The following is a 20823-nucleotide window of genomic DNA, read 5'->3' as shown; positions in this document are numbered from 1 at the left end:
GGCGAATTCGCGGACCTCGGCTTCGGCGAGCAGGGTGCTCGGGTAGCCGATATTGGCGCTGAGCTTGTCGCCGACGACGATCGCGTTGACGTCGAGGGGTGCCATGGCGGGCATGTCGGCGTCGTAGGCGCCGCCGAGGGCAGCGAGCTCGGGTGCGGGGATCCAGCCGAAGCCGCGCAGGGCGTCGGGGACATCGCTGTCGGCGACGCGGCCCAGGTAGTTGAAGCTGATCTGGCCGGGGAGCTGGGTGGGCAGTTCGGCGGCGGTCTCGGCGTTCATGTAGCGGAGCAGGCCGTAGCCGATGCCCTTGTCTGGCACCGCAAGCAGCTGTTCCTTGACGGCCTTGACGGCCTGGCCCAGTGCGGGGCCACCGGCGAGGGCGGCGTCGATGTCGATGCCTGCCAGGTCGAGGCGGACCGGGAAGATGGCGGTGAACCAGCCGACGGTGCGGGACAGGTCGGCGCCGGGCGCGACCTCTTCCTCACGGCCGTGGCCTTCGAGGCGCACGAGCAGGGCGTCGTTGTCCGCGTCGGTGCGGCGGCCGTTGCCGAGCGCGCCGGTGCGGGTGGAGCGCCACTTCGCCGCCGCGAGGGCCAGCGCGGTGAGCAGGCCGTCGTTGACGCCGCCGTGGAACAGGGCGGGAACGGTGGTGAGCAGGGCCTTGGTGACCTCGGCGGACACCTCGACCGGCAGCTTCTCCACGACACCGGAGACGTCGACCGCGGGGTCAATCGGCCGCTCGGTGAGCAGCGGGTCCGGGGTTTCGACAACCGCACGCCAGAAGTCCAGCTCGGCGGCGCGGTCGGTGCTGCGCGCCTCGTCGGCCAGTGCGTGCGCCCAGGCGCGCATGGAGGTGGCGGGGGCGCCGAGTTCGGGCTGCTGGCCCGAAGAGAGCTGACCCCACGCGGACACGAAGTCGGGCACGAGGATGCGCCACGAAACACCGTCGACCACGAGGTGGTGGGCGACGACGATCAGGCGACCTGCGCGAGAGGACGCGACATCCGGTTCCAGCCAGACGAAGCGCACGACGATGCCGTTGGCCGGATCGAGGCGGTCGAGGCTGGCATCCAGTGCGGCCGAGGCGATTTCGACCAGTTCGTCATCGGAGACGTTCGGGTCGAAAACAGTGCGGTCGATCAGCTCGGTGGCGTCGACGGTGCCGGTGGGGGCGGTGGTGACGACCCAGCGGCCGTCGACCTGGTGCAGGCGCGAGCGCAGCATGTCGTGGCGGTCGATGACCGCGCCGACGGTGGCGGCGATGCCCGCGCGGTCGATGCCGACCGGCAGTTCCAGTGCCATGGTCTGGTTGAACCGGTTGTACGAACCGGCCCGCTCGGCCATGAAGCGGACGACCGGGGTCAGCGGCATGTCGCCGACGCCACCACCGGGCAGTTCGGCGAGGGTGATCGCGGAAGCTGCTGCGACATCGGCGGTTTCGGCGACCGAGGCGAGTCCGGCGACGGTGCGCTGTTCGAAGACGTTGCGCGGGGAGAACAGCACGCCGCGTGCCTTGGCGCGGGAGACGAGCTGGATGGAGACGATCGAGTCGCCGCCGAGGGCGAAGAACGAATCGTCGACACCCACGCGCTCCACCCCGAGGACCTCGGCGAAGACTTCGGCGATGGTCTGTTCGATCGGATTGCGCGCGGCACGGAAGGTGACCTCGGTGGCAAACACTGGTTCCGGCAATGCTTTTCGGTCGAGCTTGCCGACCGGAGTCAGCGGCACATGGTCGATCACCATGATCGACGACGGCACCATGTACGCGGGCAGTCGGTCCTCGACGTGCGCGGTCAGAGCGGCGATGTCGATCGAATGACCCGGTGCGGCAACCACATACGCGACCAGCGAGACGGCGCCCGCGGTGCTCTTGTGGCCGACGGTGGTGGCGAAGTCGACGGTGTCGTGCGCGGCGAGGGCGGAGTCGATCTCGCCCAGTTCGATGCGGAAGCCGCGGATCTTGACCTGGAAGTCGGAGCGGCCGACGTATTCGACGGTGCGGTCGGCGGTCCAGCGCACGACGTCACCGGTGCGGTACATCCGCTCCCCCGGCAGGAACGGGTCGGCGACGAACCGGTCGGCGGTGAGGCCGGCGCGGGCGTGGTAGCCACGGGCCAGCTGGATGCCCGACAGGTAGAGCTCACCTGCGACACCCACCGGAACGGGCTGGAGCTGGGCGTCCAGGATCAGCGACCGCATGCCGCGCGTGGGTCCACCGATGGTGACCAGCTCGCCCGGCACCAGCGCGGCGCTGATGTTGGTCATGATCGTGGTTTCGGTAGGGCCGTAGCCGTTGTGGAAGGCGCGAGTTGTGCCGTCTTCCAGGGGAACTGCCCACTTCGACACCAAGTCCGCGGGGACCGCTTCACCACCGGCGACCAGGACGCGCAGGGAGTCGAGGCCGCTGGGGTCGAAGGTGGCCAGCGCGGCGGGGGTGATGAAGGCGTGGGTGACCTGCTCGGTGCGGATCAGTTCGGACAGTTCGTCGCCGCCGTAGACGCCCGGCGGGACGACGACCAGGGTGCCGCCGCGGGCCAGGGCCAGCAGCAGTTCCAGGATCGAGGCGTCGAACGAGGGGGACGCGAAATGCAGTGCGCGCGTTGCGGAGTCGAGGCCGTAACGCTTGGCCTGTTCTTCGCCGAAGTTGGCGAGACCGGCGTGGGTGACTACGACGCCCTTGGGGACGCCGGTGGAGCCGGAGGTGTAGATGACGTAGGCGGGCTGTTCGGGGCTGGTCTGGCGGACCAGTTCCGAGTCGGCGATCGGGCCACCGTCGAAGCGAGCGAGATCGAGTTCGTCCAGCACGAGCCAACCGGACGCGGGAGCATCTGCGGTCGACCCGGCCGAGGCGATGTCGGGCAGTCCGCCCAGCACCGACGCGACGGTGATGCCCAGCGGCGAACCGGAGTCGGTGACCATGTGGGCGATGCGGTCGGCCGGGTAGGTCGGGTCGACCGGAACGAAAGCCGCACCGGTCTTGGCGACAGCCCACGCGGCCAGCACCGAGTCGGCCGATCGCGGCACACCGATGGCGACGAGGTCTTCGGCGCCGATCCCTTCGGCGATCAGCAAGCGCGCCAACCGGTTCGAGCGTTCGTCGAGCTCCGCGTAGGACACAGCTGTCCCCTGGAACACCACGGCATCGCCGGTCGGGTTCTGGGCGACGGCCGCGGCCAGGAGGTTGCGCAGGGTGCGGGCGGGCACCGGCGGTTCGCCGACCCGGAACACCAGGTCGGAACGCTCGGCGGCGTCGAGCACGTCGATCGCGCCGACCGGGATCGTGGCGTCGGCGGCGATCGCTTCCAGGACACGCTGCCAGCGCACGGCGATGCCGGCGACGGTGTCCTCGTCGAAGAGTTCGGTGGCGTAGTTCAGTGCCAGCGCCATGCCGCCGTGGCCGGGTTCGCCCAGCTCGGACAGCGTGAACTGCAGGTCGAAGCGGGCGACGCTCTCCTCGAGGTCGAGCGCGGAGACGGCGAGGCCGGGCAGTTCGAGGGTGGTGCGGTCCAGGTTCTGGAAGGCCAGCATCACCTGGAACAGCGGGTTGCGCGACTGCGAGCGCTCGGGGGCCAGCAGTTCCACCAGGCGCTCGAACGGGACGTCGGCGTTGCCGAAGGCGTCGAGGTCGGCGATGCGGGCCTGTTCCAGCAGGTCGGTGAAGGAGTCGGCCGGGCGCACGCCGGTGCGCAGGACCAGGGTGTTGACGAACATGCCGACCAGGTCGTCGAGGGCCTGCTCGCCGCGGCCCGCGATGGGGGTGCCGATGGCGATGTCGTCGGAGCCCGACAGGCGGGACAGCAGGACCGACAGCGCGGTGTGCATGACCATGAACAGCGATGCGCCCTGGCGGCGGGCGACCTCGTCGAGTTTGGCGATCAGCTCGGGCGAGAGTTCGCGGTGCACGCTGGCGCCGATGTGCGAGGCGATGGCCGGGCGGGGGCGGTCGAACGGCAGGGTCAGTTCGTCGGGGACACCGGCGAGCTGGGTCTGCCAGTAGCCGACCTGGCGCGACATGAGCGAGTCGGTGTCGTCCTCGGTGCCAAGGACCGCGCGCTGCCAGATGGCGAAGTCGGCGTACTGGACGGGCAGGGGTGCCCAGCCGGGGGCGGTGCCCTGGGCGCGGGCGGTGTAGGCGCGCATCACGTCGCGGGTCAGCGGCGCGATGGAGAATCCGTCGGCGGCGATGTGGTGGACCACGACGACGAGCACGTGCTCGTCGACCCCGTTCACCTTGAACAGGCGCGCGCGCATCGGAACCTGTTCGGCCACATCGAAACCGGTGGACACGAACTCGGTGACGGTGGCGAACAGCTCGTCCTGCGCGATCGCGATCGGGCGCAGGTCCAGCGAAATGCGTTCCGCCGCAACGATCTGCTGCACCGGGGTGCCACCGTGTTCGGGGTAGCGGGTGCGCAGCGATTCGTGCCTGCGGACCAGGTCGGCCAGGGCCAAAGACAGTGCCTCGGTGTCGAGTTCGCCGGTGAGGCGGATCGCGACAGGCAGGTTGTAGGCCGCGGACGTGGTGTCGTACTTGTTGAGGAACCACATGCGCTGCTGCGCGAACGACAGCGGTACCAGTTCACCGTCGGCGCGTTCGCGGGCGACCAGCGCCGCGCGGGCGGTGCCGCCGGTGTGCGATTCCACCCGTGCCGCAAGGGCTTCCACGGTGGAGGCCTCGAACAGCGCGCGTACGGGAACCGTGGTGCCCAGTGCCGCGCCGATGCGGGCGACCACGCGGGTGGCGATGAGCGAGTTGCCGCCGAGGTCGAAGAAGTCGTCGTCGACGCCGACCCGGTCCAGGCCGAGCACGTCGGCGAAGACCGCGGCGACGGTTTCCTGCACGGGTGTGACGGGCGCGCGGAAGGCGCGCGCCTGCACCGCGGGGGCGGGCAGCGCACGGCGATCGAGCTTGCCGTTGACGGTCAGCGGGATCCACTCGAGCCGCACGAGCGCGGCGGGAACCATGTAGGCGGGCAGCTGTTCGGCGGCGCCGCTGCGGATGGTTTCGAGGTCGGGTTCGAGTTCGCCCTCGGCGACCACGTAGGCGACGATCCGCTGGTCACCCGGCTGATCCTCGCGCACGATGACGGCTGCCTGGGCGATGCCCGGCTGGGCCAGCACGGCGGCTTCGATCTCACCGAGTTCGATACGGAAGCCGCGGACCTTGACCTGGTCGTCGGCGCGGCCGAGGTATTCGAGTTCGCCGAAACGGTTCCAGCGCGCGAGGTCGCCGGAGCGGTACAGGCGCGAGCCGCCCTGGTTCGGACCCGCGAGGGGGTTGGCGACGAAGCGGGTGGCGGTCAGGTCGGGGCGGCCGAGGTAGCCGCGCGCCAACTGCGGTCCGGCGACGTACATTTCGCCCGCGACACCCACCGGCACCGGACGCAACCGGTTGTCCAGCACGTACACGCCGAGGCCCGCGATGGCCCGGCCGACGACCGAACCGGCCGCGGCCGCAATGGTTTTCGCATCGAGCGCACGGAACGACACGTGCACCGTGGTCTCGGTGATGCCGTACATGTTGACCAGCGTCGGCGAGCTGTCGCCGTGGCGCGCAACCCAATCCGACAGGCGGCGCAGTTCGAGGGCCTCGCCACCGAACACGACGTAGCGCAGCGCGAGGGGCTCGAGGCCCGGTCCGGCATTCCGGTCGGCCTCGGCCAGCTGGTAGAACGCCGACGGCGTCTGGTTGAGCACCGTCACCTGCTCCACCCGCAGCAGTTCCAGGAACTGTTCGGGCGAGCGCGAGGTGTAGTAGTCGACCACGATCAACTCGCCACCGAACAGCAGCGGTCCCCACAGTTCCCAGACCGAGAAGTCGAAGGCGTAGGAGTGGAACAGCGTCCACACGTCGCGCGGGCCGAAGCCGAAGTCGCGGTCGGTGTTGGCGAACAGGCGCACCACATTGCGGTGCGCGACCGCGACGCCCTTGGGGCGGCCGGTCGAGCCGGAGGTGTAGATGACGTAGGCGACGTTGTCGGGCGACAGCGGCGCGAGACGATCGGCGTCGGTGATCGGGGCGTCGTCGGCGTCTTCGACATTGCCGGTTTCCACCGCGAAGCCGTCCAGGATCACTGAGGGCAGGTGCTCGGGCACGGTCACCTGGACCGTGGAGTCGAGCACGACGCTGGTGGGACGCGAGTCTTCCAGGACGTAGGCGATGCGCTCGGCCGGGTAGGTCGGGTCGACCGGCACGTAACCGGCACCGGTCTTGACCACCGCGAGCAACGCCACGACCAGGTCCAGCGAGCGCGGCAGGATCACCGCGACCAGCGATTCCGGGCCAGCGCCGTCGTCGATGAGCCTGCGCGCCAACACATTCGCGCGACGATCGAGTTCGGCGTAGGTCAGCGATTCGACACCGAACTTGGCGGCGATGCGGTCCGGGTAGGCCTGCGCCGCCGCGTCGAACAGGTCGACCAGGGTGGTGTGCTTGTTGCCGAACAGGCCGCGCCGGTAGCCGGCGGGGGTGCTGGCGTCGTGGATGACCGGCAGGCCGATGGCGTCGGCGCCCGAGGACACCCAGCGCTGGGCGACGTCGCGCTGTTCGGCCTCGCCGAGCAGGTCGATGTCGCCGACGATCACGTCGGGGTTCTCGGCGACGCTGCGCAGGATGCGCACGAGGCGGTCACCGAAGGCGGCGACGGTTTCGACGTCGAACAGATCGGTGGCGTAGTTCCACGACAGCGCGAGGGAGCCATCGGCTGCTTCGCCGACGGTGAGCTGCACGTCGAATTTCGCTGTGCCGGGATCGAAGTCGACGACATCGAGGTCTAGACCCGGCAGCGCGATGGTGCCGGTGTCGGCGGCGGTGGCCGCTTCGAAGGTCAGCGCGACCTGGAACAGCGGGTGGTGTGCCTGCGAGCGGGCGGGGCTGAGCACGTCGACCAGGCGCTCGAAGGGCACGTCGGCGTTGGCGAAGGCGGACAGGTCCACCTTGCGGATCTGGTCGAGCAGGTCGCTGAAGCTGGCGCTCGAGTCGACCTCGCTGCGCAGCACCAGGGTGTTGACGAACATGCCGACCAGGTCGTCGAGGGTGCGCTCGCCACGGCCCGCGATGGGGGTGCCGATGGCGATGTCGGTGCTGTTGGACAGGCGCGCGGCCCAGGTGGCCAGTGCCGCGTGCATCACCATGAACAGGGTGACGCCGCGCGCGCGGGCGATCTCGGTCAGCGCGTGGTGCAGTTGCGCGTCGACCGAGAAGCGGTGCAGGTCACCGGCATTGGTGGCGACCTCGGGGCGCGGGCGGTCGGCGGGCAGTTCGATCTGGTCGGGCAGGTCGCGCAGCTGCTCGGTCCAGTAGGCGAGCTGGCTCGCGGCGACCGACTCGGGATCGGACTCTTCGCCGAGAACTTCGCGCTGCCACAGGGTGTAGTCGGCGTACTGGACCTCGAGGGGCGCCCAGGCGGGGATCTCGCCTCGGGTGCGCTCGGTGTAGGCGATGACGACATCGCGCAGCAGCGGACGCAGCGAGAAGCCGTCACCGCTGATGTGGTGCATGACGAGCACGGCCACGTGGGTGCGGTCGTCGACGCGCAGAAGGCTTGCGCGGAACGGGATTTCACGGGTCACGTCGAAGTGCACGCTCGCCAGTTCGATCACGCGCGCGACCACATCGCTCGCGGCGACCGGCTGGGCGGGCAGAGCGAAGCGGACCTCGTCGGCGGGCAGGACCTGCTGGTAACCGGCGCCCTCTTCGACCGCGCCCGCGGTGAAGTCCGCGGCCGGGTAGAAGGTGCGCAGCGACTCGTGCCGGGCCACCACATCGGCGATGGCCGCTTCCAGCGCGGCGACGTCGAGGTCGCCGGTGAGGCGGATCGCGACCGGGATGTTGTTGACGGCGGTGCGGTTGTCGAAGCGGTTGAGGAACCACATCCGCTGCTGGGCCTGCGACAGCGGCACCAGTTCGGGACGCGGGCGCGGCGCGAGGGGAACGCGTCCGCCGCGACCGGTGTGCGTTTCCACGCGGGCGGCCAGCGCGGCCACGGTCGATGCTTCGAACAGCGCGCGCAACGGCACCTGGGTGTCCAGTGCCTCGGACAGCCGCGCGGCGACCCGAGTGGCGATCAGCGAGTTGCCGCCGAGTTCGAAGAAGTCGTCGTCGAGACCGACCTGACCGGCACCCAGCACCTCGGCGAAGGTGGCGGCCACGATCTGCTGCACCGGCGTGACCGGGGCCTGGAACGCGCGCACGGCGAACACCGGCGACGGCAGCGCCTTACGGTCGAGCTTGCCGGAAGCGTTGAGCGGGAACGCATTCAGCACGACATAGGCCGCGGGCACCATGTACACGGGCAGTTCGGTGCCGAGGGCCAGCTTGACCGCGTCGGTGTCGACGGTGGCGCCGGTGGCCGGGATGACGTAGGCGACCAGCTGATCGCCGGTGTGCTCGTCGGCACGCACCACGACCACCGACTGGGCGATCTCCGGCAGCGCCGTCAAAGCGGACTCGATCTCGCCGAGCTCGATGCGCAGACCGCGCAACTTCACCTGGAAGTCGGTGCGGCCCAAGTACTCCAGCTCGCCGTCCGCGGTCCAGGTGACGAGGTCACCGGTGCGGTACATGCGCTCGCCGAGCACGAACGGGTCGGCGACGAAGCGGTCCATGGTCAGGTCGGCGCGGCCCACATAGCCGTGGGCCAGCTGCACGCCCGCTAGGTAGAGCTCACCCGCGACACCCACGGGAACGGGGCGCAGTCGCGAATCGAGCACGTACAGACGGGTATTGAACACCGGGGCACCGATCGGCACCGTCTCGGTGTCGGCGTCGGTGACCTCGTGATAGGTCACGTCGACGGCGGCTTCGGTGGGGCCGTACAGGTTGTGCAGTGCGGCGCCGGTCAGCTCACGCAGACGCTGCGCGGTCGGCGCGGGCAGGCCTTCACCGGAGGCGAAGACGTTACGCAGCGAAACACAGTCGGCGGCAAGCGGTTCGGTGACGAACACGGCCATCATCGACGGCACGAAGTGCACCGTGGTGACCTGCTCGGCCGCGATCAGCCGGGCCAGGTAGGCCGGGTCGCGATGCCCGTCCGGCTTGGCCACGACCAGGCGCGCACCGACTTGCAAGGGCCAGAAGAACTCCCAGACCGACACGTCGAAGGTGGCGGGGGTCTTCTGCAGCACCACGTCGTCGGCGGCGAGGCCGTAGGCGGCGTGCATCCACACCAGGCGGTTGACGATGGCCGCGTGGCTGACCGCGACGCCCTTGGGGCGACCGGTGGAGCCGGAGGTGAAGATGATGTAGGCGGTGTTGTCCGAGCGCAGCGGGCGGTGCCGGTCGGCGTCGGTGACCGGCTCGGTCGAGTGACCGGACAGGTCGAGCTGGTCGATGCGCACTTCGCGACCGGCGGCGGCGGGCAGGCTCTCGCCGGAGGTCAGTACGCAGACCGGCTGCGCGGTGTCGAGGATGTGCTCGATGCGCTCGGCCGGGTGATCGGGGTCGAGCGGCACGTAGGCGCCACCGGCGGCGGAGACGGCGTACATGCCGACCAGCAGGTCGATCGAGCGCCGCATGCCAAGGGCCACATACGATTCCGGGCCGACACCGGCGTCTTTGAGCCAGCGCGCCAGCTGACGCACCCTGCCCGCGAACTCGGCGTAGGACAGACTCGTCCCCTCGAACGTGAGCGCGATCGCGTCGGGGGTGCGCGCGACCTGGGCTTCGAACAGGGCGTGCAGGGTGGCCGGGTCGTCGTCGCTGGGGGTGCTCAGCGCGGCGTCGACGGCGAATTCGGTGTCGTTCCAGCGGTCGAGCACCAGCGAACGTTCGGCGGTATCCAGGAGTTCGATGTCACCGACGGGGGCTGCGGGGTCCACGACGATGGCGGTGAGCACGCGCAGCAGGCGGGCACCGAACTTCGCGGCGAACTCGGCGTCGAAAAGGTCTGTGGCGTAGACCAGTTCGGCTTCCATGTGGCTGTCGTCGGGGACTTCGCTGAGCGCGAGCTGCAGGTCGAACTTGGCCATGTGCTGGTCGATGCCCAGCTCGGAGACCGTGAGTCCGGGCAGTTCCAGGGTGGTGCGGCCCAGGTTCTGGAACGACAGCATCACCTGGAACAGCGGGTGCCGCGACTGCGAGCGGGCTGGGTTGAGCACCTCGACGAGGCGCTCGAACGGCACGTCGGCGTGCGCGAACGCGGCCAGGTCGTGTTCGCGGACCTGGCCGAGCAGTTCGGTGAAGGTGGCGGCCGGGTCGACCTGCGCGCGCAACACCAGGGTGTTGACGAACATGCCGACCAGGTCGTCGAGTGCCTGCTGGCCGCGACCGGCGACGGGGGTGCCGATGGCGATGTCGTCGGTGCCCGACAGGCGCGACAGCAGCACGGCGAACGCGCTGTGCACCACCATGAACAGGGTGGTGCTGTGGTCGTGGGCGACCTGGTTCAGTGCCTCCACGAGCTCGCCCGGGAGTTCGAAGCGGTGCGTGCCCGCCTGGTAGCTGGGCTGTGCGGGCCGCGACTTGTAGCCCAGTCGCAGTTCGTCGGGCAGGTCGGCCAGCGCGCCGCGCCAGTGGTCGAGCTGTTCGGAGATCAGCGAGGTCGGGTCGGCTTCGTCGCCGAGGATTTCGCGCTGCCACAGCGCGTAGTCCACGTACTGCACGGCCAGCGGCGGCCAGCCGGGTTCGGTGTTGGCGGTGCGGGCCACGTAGGCGGTCATCAGGTCGCGCACCAGCGGGCGCAGCGAGAAACCGTCGGCGGCGATGTGGTGGACCACCATCACCAGCACGTGTTCGCGTTCGCTGAGCTCGTAGACACGAAGGCGCACAGGGGCATTGGCGGTGACGTCGAAACCGCGGCGGGCGAACTCGTAGAGCGAGGACGCCATGTCGGTTTCGTCGGCCTCGATGAGTTCCACGTCGGGAATCGAGGCGGCGGCGGACAGCACCTTCTGGAAGGGGGTGCCGTCGGGCATGGTGGCGCGCGCGGACTCCGGCGCGACGAACACCGGGTAGATCGTGCGCAGGGTTTCGTGGCGGGCGATCACGTCGGCGACCGCGCCGCGCAGAGCGGGTAGGTCGAGCAGGCCCTGCAGGCGGACCGCGACCGGGATGTTGTAGGTGCCGGTATCGGCGACGTCGAAGCGGTTCAGGAACCACATGCGCTGCTGCGCCAGCGACAGCGGCGGCTGCTCGGGACGCGGCCCGGCGGTGAGCTCGGCGCGCAGACCGGTGCCCGCGTGCGATTCCACGCGTGCGGCCAGTGCGCCGACCGTCGGCGCTTCGAACAGGGTACGCACGCCGACCTCGGCGTCCAGGGCCTTGCTCAGGCGTGCGGCGACCTGGGTGGCCACCAGCGAGTTGCCGCCGAGGGCGAAGAAGTCGTCGTCGACGCCGACGCGTTCGGCACCGAGCAGGTCGGCGAAGATCTCGGCGACGATCTCCTCGATCGGCGTGGAGGGCGCACGGAACATCTTGGCTTCGAACACCGGCGCGGGCAGCGCCTTGCGGTCGAGCTTGCCGGAAGCGTTGAGCGGGAACACATCCAGCACCACCAGTGCCGCGGGCACCATGTAGGCGGGCAGTTCCGCGGTGATGCCGGCCTTCACGGCGGCCACGTCGAGCACCGTATCCGCTTCGGGCGCAACGTAACCCACGAGCTGGTCACCGGAGTGCGGGTCCGAGCGCACGACCACGACCGACTGCGCGACGCCCGGCTGAGCCAGCAGGGTCGCTTCGATCTCGCCGAGTTCGATGCGCAGACCGCGCAGCTTCACCTGGAAGTCGGTGCGGCCCAAGTAGTTCAGTTCACCGTAGGTCAGGCCCGAGCCGTCGGAGACCGAGGACCACGTGACGAGGTCGCCGGTGCGGTACATGCGCGAACCGGCCGCGCCGTACGGGTTGGCCACGAAGCGGTCGGCGGTGAGGTCGGCGCGGTTGAGGTAACCCACGGCCAGCTGATCGCCCGCGAGATAGAGCTCTCCCGCGACACCGGGGGCCACCGGATGCAGACGCGAATCCAGCACGAACACACGGGTGTTCCACACCGGGCGGCCGATCGGCACCGACTCGGTGTCGGCGTCGGTGACCTCGTGATAGGTCACGTCGACCGCGGCTTCGGTGGGGCCGTACAGGTTGTGCAGGCGCGCGCCGGTCAGCTCGCGCAGGCGCTGCGCGGTCGGCGCGGGCAGCGCCTCACCGGAGGCGAACACCTGGCGCAGGCGCACGGCGGTGCCGTTGCCGTTGGTGCCCAGCGTGGACACGAACACCGACAGCATCGAGGGCACGAAGTGCGCGGTGGTGATGCCGCGTTCGGCGATGATCTGGGCCAGGTACACCGGGTCGCGGTGGCCGTCGGGCTTGGCCACCACCAGGCGGGCGCCGGTCTGCAAGGGCCAGAAGAACTCCCACACCGACACGTCGAAGGTGGCGGGGGTCTTCTGCAGCACGGCGTCGGCGGCGTCGATCGGGTACTCGTGCTGCATCCACAGCAGGCGGTTCACGATCGCGGCGTGGTCGACCGCCACACCCTTGGGGCGACCGGTCGAGCCCGACGTGAAGATCACGTAGGCGGTGTTGGTGGCCCGAATCGGTTGCACGCGTTCGGCATCGGTGATCGGCGCGCCACTGAACTCGGCGGGCGATTCGATGTTCTCCACCGCGTGCACGGTGACACCGTCGGCGGAGAAACCGTCGCGACGGCTGGTGAGCACCAGTCGCGGCTGCGCGGTCTCGATGATGTGGCCGATGCGATCGGCGGGCTGATCCGGGTCCAGCGGCACGTAGGCGGCGCCGGTCTGCAGCACCGCGTACATGGCCACGACCAGTTCGGTGGAACGCCGAATCGCCAGTGCCACATGGTCGCCGGGGCCGATGCCGTCGGCGATCAGGCGGCGGGCGATGCGGTTGGCACGCTCCTGCAGCTCGCGGTAGGACAGTTCCTCGTTGTCGAAGACCAGGGCCACGGCGTCGGGGGTGCGCTGCACCTGCGCGTCGAACAGCGACACCAGGGTGGCGTGCGGCACCGCGTGCGCGGTGTCGTTCCAGTCGACCAGGACCTGTGCGTGCTCCTCGGGCGCGAGCAGGTCGATATCGCCGACGAACACCTCGGGATCGGCCACGATCGCGGCGAAGATGTTGTCGAGCCTGCGCGCGAACGCGGCGATCGTGGGTTCCTCGAAAAGGTCCAGCGCATAGGAGAACTCGGCCGCCATGCCGCCGACTTCACCGTCGGTGTCCTGCACCTCGGTCAGCGTGAGCTGCAGGTCGAACTTGGCCAGCTGCGGGTCGTAATCGATGCCGCTCACGGCGAGGCCGGGCAGCTGCAGCGAGGCCTGCTTGTTGTTCTGGAACGACAGCATCACCTGGAACAGCGGGTGGCGGGCCTGCGAACGAGCCGGGTTGAGCACCTCGACCAGGCGCTCGAAGGGCACGTCGGCGTGCGCGAAGGCCTGCAGGTCGGTCTCGCGGGCCTGGTCGAGCAGGGTCGCGAACGGGGTGGCGCCCTCGACCTGCGAGCGCAACACCAGGGTGTTGACGAACATGCCGACCAGGTCGTCCAGGGCCTGGTCACCACGGCCTGCGACCGGGGTGCCGATCGCGATGTCGGTGGTGCCGCTGGCGCGCGCGAGCAGCACGGCCAGCGCGCTGTGCATGACCATGAACAGCGAGGCGTTGTAGCGGCGACCCAATTCGACCAGGGCGCGCTGGGTTTCGCCGGCGATCACGAAGCTGTACGTGCCGCCACGGTAGGAGGCGGCGGGCGGACGCGGGTGATCGGCGGGCAGCACGAGCTCGTCGGGCAGATCCGCGAGTTCTTTTGCCCAGTAGGCGATCTCGGAGGAGATCAGCGACTTCGGATCGGATTCCGAGCCGAGGACCTCACGCTGCCACAGCGCGTAATCGGCGTACTGGACCGGCAATTCGGCCCAGGTCGGCGCCTCCCACGAGGTGCGCGCGGCGTAGGCCATGATCACGTCGCGCGACAGCGGCGACATCGACCAGCCGTCGGCGGAGATGTGGTGCACCACCATGCCGAGCACGTACTCGGACTCCGACACCTCGAAAAGCCGTGCGTGCAACGGCACTTCGCTGGTCACGTCGAACGCCATCGAGGCCAGATCGATCAGGTGATCGATGAGGTTTTCCTCGGTGACCCGGTACGGGGTGAGGTCGGGCACGATCTGCGCGGCGTCCAGAACCACCTGCACGGGACCGTTGCCGGAGTCGGGGAACACCGTGCGCAGCGACTCGTGCCGGTCGATGACGTCGATGACCGCGACCTGCAGCGCGGCCACGTCCAGGTCACCGGACAGCCGGATCGCGACGGGGATGTTGTTGACCGCCGAGGCGGTGTCGAAGCGGTTGAGGAACCACATGCGCTGCTGCGCCAGCGACAGCGGCACCCGATCGGGGCGTTCGCGCGCGACCAACGCCTTGTGCGCACCGTCGCCGGCCTGCGACTCCACCCGCGCGGCCAGCGCCGCGACCGTGGACGCCTCGAACAGCATCCGGACCGGAACACGCGTGTCCAGGGCGATGCCCACGCGCGAGACCACCTGGGTCGCGATGAGCGAGTTGCCGCCCAGTTCGAAGAAGTCGTCGTCCACGCCGATGCGCGGCACACCGAGCACGTCGGCGAAGATCTGCGCCACGATCTGCTCGATCGGCGTGGTGGGAGCACGGAATTCGCGCACCTCGAACACCGGCGCGGGCAGCGCACGGCGATCCAGCTTGCCGTTGACGGTCAGCGGGACGGTGTCGATCTGCACGAAGGCCGACGGCACCATGTACGCCGGGAGCTGTTCGGCGGCGGACTGGCGGACCTCGTCGAGATCGAGCCTGCCCTCATCGGCCACGACGTACGCCACGATCCGCTGGCCGCCGGGCTGATCCTCGCGCACGATGACCGCGGCTTGGGAGATGCCGGGCACCGCGAGCACGGCGGCTTCGATCTCACCGAGTTCGATGCGGAAACCACGCACCTTGACCTGGTCGTCGGCGCGGCCGAGGTATTCCAGTTCGCCGAAGCGGTTCCAGCGCGCGAGGTCGCCGGAACGGTACAGCCGCGCGCCGTCGCCCATCGGGCTCGCGACGAACCTGGTCGCGGTCAGATCGGGGCGACCGAGGTAGCCGCGGGCCAGCTGCGGACCCGCCACATACATCTCGCCCGCGACACCGACCGGCACCGGCCGCAGTCGCGAATCCAGCACGTACACACTGAGTCCGGCGATCGCGCGACCCACGATCGAGCCCGAGGCCGCGCCGATGGTGTCCGCGTCCAGCGCACGGTAGGACACGTGCACCGTGGTCTCGGTGATGCCGTACATGTTGACCAGCATCGGACCGGTGGCGTCGGGGCCGTGGCCGTCGCCGTGCCTGCTCACCCAGTCGGACAGGCGGCGCAGCTCGAGCGCCTCACCACCGAACACGACGTAGCGCAGGGCCAGCGGGGCGGCCGTGGATCCGGCGTTGCGGTCGGCTTCGGCGAGTTGGTAGAACGCCGACGGCGTCTGGTTGAGCACGGTGACCCGCTCGGTCCGCAGCAGGTCGAGGAACTGCTCGGGCGAACGGGAGGTGAAGTAGTCGACCACCACGACGGTGCCGCCGAACAGCAGCGGGCCCCACAGTTCCCACACCGAGAAGTCGAAGGCGTAGGAGTGGAACAGCGTCCACACATCGTCGGGTCCGAAACCGAAGTCGCGGTCGGTGTTGGCGAACAGGCGCACCACATTGCGGTGCGCGACGGCGACACCCTTGGGGCGGCCGGTCGAGCCGGAGGTGTAGATGACGTAGGCGACGTTGTCCGGCGACAGCGGGGCCAGGCGGTCGGCGTCGGTGATCGGGGCGTCGTCGACATCGTCGAAGTCGCGCAGCACCAGCACGGGCAGGTCGTCGGACAGCTCGACCTCGGTGTCGGCGTCGATGACCACGCTGGTCGGGCGCGAGTCCTCGAGCACGTACGCGATGCGCTCGGCCGGGTAGGTCGGGTCGACCGGGACGTAACCCGCGCCGGTCTTGACCACCGCGAGCAGCGCGACGACCAGGTCCAGCGAACGCGGCAGGATCACCGCGACCAGCGACTCCGGGCCCGCGCCGTCGGCGATCAGCTTGCGCGCCAACGCATTCGCGCGACGATCGAGCTCGGCGTAGGTCAGTGATTCCGCGCCGTAGCGGGCGGCGATATTGTGCGGATGCGCCGCGACCGCGGACTCGAACAGGTCGACCAGGGTGATCTCGCGGTCGGCGAACCGACCGGTACCACCGTCGGGCGCCGAGCTCACCCACCGCTGCTGCACATCGCGACGTTCCTGCGCCTCGAGCAGGTCGATATCGCCCACCGCGACCGTGGGGTCGACCGTGATCGCCCGCAGGATCGAGATCAGCCGGTCGATGAACGACTGCACCGTCTCCACGTCGAACAGATCGGTGGCGAACTGCGCGACCGCGGCCAGACCCTGCGGTGCGCCGGTGCTGCTGTGCTGTTCGGTGATGGTCCACTGCAGGTCGAACTTGGCGATGCCGACCTCGAGCTCGTCGGCACTGACGGTGAGGCCGGGCAGTTCCAGTTCGCCGTGCGACATCTCCTGGAACGACAGCATCACCTGGAACAGCGGGTGCCGCGCCTGCGAGCGGGTCGGGTTGAGCACGTCGACCAGGCGTTCGAAGGGCACGTCGGCGTTGCCGAACGAGGCCAGGTCGGTCTCGCGGGTGCGGGCGAGGAAGTCCGCGAACGACAGGCCGGGGTCCACGTCGGAGCGCAGCACCAGGGTGTTGACGAACATGCCGATCACGTCGTCGAGGGCCTGTTCGCCACGACCGGCGATCGGCGTGCCGACGGCGATGTCGCGGGTGTTGGACAGTCGCGACAACAGCACCGCAAGGGCGGCGTGCATGACCATGAACAGCGTGACGCCCTGCGCCCGTGCCAGTGCGTTCAGTTCCGCGTGCAGCGCGGGGTCGATGTCGAAGCCCAGTTGCGCGCCGCGGAAGCTTTGCCGCTGCGGGCGGATGCGATCCGCGGGCAGGTCGAGCTGGTCGGGCAGGCCGTCGAGGGCACGACGCCAGTGATCGATCTGGCGGGCGGCGATGGATGCCGGGTCGGATTCCGCGCCCAGTAGCTCGTGCTGCCACACGGTGTAGTCGCGGTACTGGATCGGCAGCGGCACCCACGCGGGCGACTCCCCCGCGGCGCGCGCGAGGTAGGCCGAGGCGACGTCGCGGGCCAGCGGACCGAAGGAGAAACCGTCGGCGGCGATGTGGTGCACGACGAAGGCGACGGCGTATTCCGGTGTGCCGTTGGTGTTTCCACCGACGACCTTGAAGATCTGCACGCGGATGGGCAGTTCGAGGGTGACGTCGAAACCGGTCGACGCGAAGTCGATCAGCGTGTTCTGCAGCAGCGACTGGTCGATCGGGGTGACCGTGATGCCGAGGTCGAATTCGTCGGGGCCCAGCACCCGCTGGAAGCCGCCGTCGGCGTCGGGGAAGATCGTGCGCAGCGACTCCTGGCGCACCACAACATCATTGAGCGCGGCGATCAGGGCGTCGACTTCGACGCGACCCTTCATCCGCACCACGAACGGCAAGTTGTAGGTGGGCGCGGCGGGATCGAACTGGTTGATGAACCACATCCGCTGCTGCGCCAGCGACAGCGGCACCCGCTCGGGATGCGGCTGCGCGACCAGCGCCGGACGGGTAGCGGAAGTCTCTGCGGGCGTGGCGGATTCGGCCCGCGCGGCCAGCCCGGCCACGGTCGGGGTCTCGAACAGCGCGCGCACGCCGAGCTGGATGCCGAAGGCGGCGCCGATGCGGGCCACGACCTGGGTGGCGACCAGCGAGTTGCCGCCCAGTTCGAAGAAGTTGTCGTCGGCGCCCACCCGTTCCTGGCTGAGCACGTCGGCGAAGATGCCGGCCACGATCTGCTCGGCGGGGGTCCGCGCGGCACGGAAATCGCCTGCGGCAGCGGTGAAGACGGGTTCGGGCAGGCCCTTACGGTCCAGCTTGCCGGAGGTGTTGAGCGGGAAGGCGTCCAGCACCATGATCGACGCGGGCACCATGTAGGCGGGCAGCTTCTCGGACACGAAGCGGGTCAGCGTCGCCGGATCGGCGGACTGGCCGGGCGCGGGCACGATGTAGGCCACCAGCTGCTGGCCGGTCGCGGTGTCGACCACCAGGACCGCGGCCTGGCTGACGGTCGGGTGCGCGAGCAGGTCGGTTTCGATCTCGCCGAGCTCGATGCGCTGACCACGGAACTTGACCTGGAAGTCGGTGCGGCCGATGTACTCGAGCACGCCACTTGCGTTCCAGCGCACCAGGTCACCGGTGCGGTACATGCGCTCGCCGGGGTTGGCGACGGGGTTGGCGACGAAGCGATCCGAGGTCAGGTCGGGGCGGCCGCGGTAGCAGCGCGCCAGCTGACGGCCCGCCAGATACAGCTCACCCGGGGCACCGATCGCGGCCGGGCGCAGGCGCGAATCCAGTACGTAGACTTCGACATTCCACTCGGGGATACCGATCGGCACCTGTGTGGTGTCGGCTTCGGTGGCCTCCCAGTAGGTCACCGAGACCGCGGCCTCGGTGGGGCCGTAGAGGTTGTGCAGGCCCGCGTCGGAGATCGCGCGCAGACCCGCGGCGGTCTCGGGAGGCAGGGCTTCGCCGATGACGAAAACCGCACGCAGCGTTGCGCATTGGGCGCGTGTGGCGTGCGAGACGAACACCGTCAGCATCGACGGGACGAAGTCGGTCACGGTGACGCCGTGCCGAGCGATCATGTCCGCGACGTACAGCGGATCGCGATGACCGTCCGGCGAGGCGATGACCAGCTTCGCGCCGACCATCAGCGGCAGGAAGTAACCCCACAGCGACACGTCGAAGGTGGTGGCGGTCTTCTGCAGGTAGACGTCATCGGCGCTGAGCTGGTACTCGTCCAGCATCCACAGCTCTTGGTTCACGATCGCGTGGTGCGTGACCGCGACGCCCTTGGGGCGGCCGGTGGAACCCGAGGTGTAGATGACGTAGGCCGTGTTGTCCGGGCGCAGCGGGGACAGGCGGTCGGCATCGGTGACAGGTGTGGCGTCGAAACCGGTCGTGTCGAGTCGATCGATCTCCACGCGGGCGACGTTTTCGGGCAGGTCCAGGTCGTCTGCGCTGGTGGTCAGCACGCAGACCGGTGCCGCGGACTCGAGGATGTAGGCGGTGCGATCGGCGGGGTGATCGGGGTCGATCGGCACGTATGCGCCACCGGCCCGCAGCACGGCGTGCATGCCGATGACCAGGTCCAGCGAGCGGCGCATGCCAAGGGCGACAAGCGATTCCGGGCCGACGCCGTCGGCGATCAGGAAACGGGCCAGGCGGTTCACCTTCGCGGCGAACTCGGCGTAGGTGAGGGTTTCGCCTTCGAAATCCAAGGCGATGTTGTCGGGGGTGAGCGGGATCTGCGCGTCTAGCAGCGCGGGCAGCGTGGTCGCGGGGACCTCGTGCGCGGCGTCGTTCCACTCGGTCAGCGAGCGTTCCAGCTCGGCCGCACCGGTGACCGGCAGACTCCAGACCGGCAGCTCGGCGTCGGCGGCCAGGAAGCGGTCGAAGAACTCGAGGAACCGGCCGTGGTGGGTCTGTGCCTCGGTCGCGGAGTACAGGTTCGGGTTGGTCTCGAAGTCGATGTGCGAGCGGGTGCCGCCGTGCGACTGATAGAAGTTGACGCCCAGGTCTTCGATGCTGCCCGTGGACAGCACGTTGAGCGTGCCCTCCATGTCACCGAACTGCAGGTGATTGTCGAACAGCATGATGTTGACCCACGGGCCGAAGAACTCCGTGGAGACCATGCCGTCGCCCGCGGAATCGCGACGGATGTCCTCGTGGCGGTAGCGCTGGTGACGCAGGGCGCCGGAGACCTCGGTAGTCACCGCGCGCAGCAGCTGCGCGACGGTGGTGTCGTGGCCCACGCGCAGGCGCAGCGGGACGATGTTGGAGGTCGCGCCGCCCGAGCGTCGCATCACCGCGGTGGTGCGGGCGGTGACGGGCAGGCTCAGGATCACGTCTTCGGTGCCGGTGATCTGGGCCAGATACGCGGCGAAACCGGCGATGAGCAACGGCGCTGCGGTGCTGTCATGGCGGGCGATCGCCGCGGTGAGCAGCTGGTCCTGTACCGGGTTCAGTGCGGCGCTGGTGATGTCGTTGACCGGCGAGGGCGGGGCCGAGCGGCCGGTGAGGCTGCTGCCCTCTTCCAGACCCGCCACACGCTGCGCCCAGTGCGCTTTATCGGACTGGAACCGGGTGCTGTCGCGGTAGGAGATCTCGGACTCGTACAGCGCCCGCAGATCGGTCGCCTTGTTCGGCGGGGCCGGGGTGCCGGTGACCTCCGCGGTATAGAGCTGTGCCGTGCGATTGACGAAGTTGTTGGCGCCGAAACCGTCGAGCACGATGTGGTGCACGCGGGCATACCAGTACCAGCGGTCGTCGGCCAGGTGCAGCGCGGCGGCTTGCACGAGACGGTCGGCGACGATGTCGAGCGGGCGGCTGTACTCGGCGCGCATCCACGCGGCGGCGGCGGCTTCGGGGTCGGCTTCGCCACGCACGTCGACATAGATCAGCGTCGCGTCCTGGCTGGGGTCCACGGTCTGCATGGGCTCACCGTCGACCTCGACGATGCGCAACCAGCCCGATTCCAGGTCCGATGCCGCGCCGGCGCTCGCCCGTTCCAGGGCGGCGACGTCGAGGCGTCCACGCAGGTCGACGTACTGGGCGATGTTGATCGGCACCTGTGGGTCGACGTGCTGCGCGTACCAGATACCCAGCTGTGCGGGCGAGAGCGGGAAGTACTCCGAAGAGTCTCCACGTCCGTCACCAGTTTCGCCGTTTCCGCCGAAATCCAGCCGGTCCAA

At 69.4% G+C, this 20823-nt stretch carries 1 protein-coding gene (cut by a window edge); it reads right to left on the bottom strand.

Translation table 11 applies throughout. From position 1 onward, the window contains the following. Positions 1-20823, bottom strand: partial view of a non-ribosomal peptide synthase/polyketide synthase gene (locus ACFWU5_RS09225; protein WP_379266693.1) — the beginning only. 23439 nt of this gene lie to the left of the window's left edge; the window shows 20823 of its 44262 coding nt (coding positions 1-20823); its start codon is at positions 20821-20823; its stop codon lies off the left edge, out of view.

The organism is Nocardia sp. NPDC058640 (genome assembly GCF_042716995.1).
GTDB lineage: Bacteria > Actinomycetota > Actinomycetes > Mycobacteriales > Mycobacteriaceae > Nocardia.
This window is presented reverse-complemented; position numbering and strand designations above follow the sequence as displayed.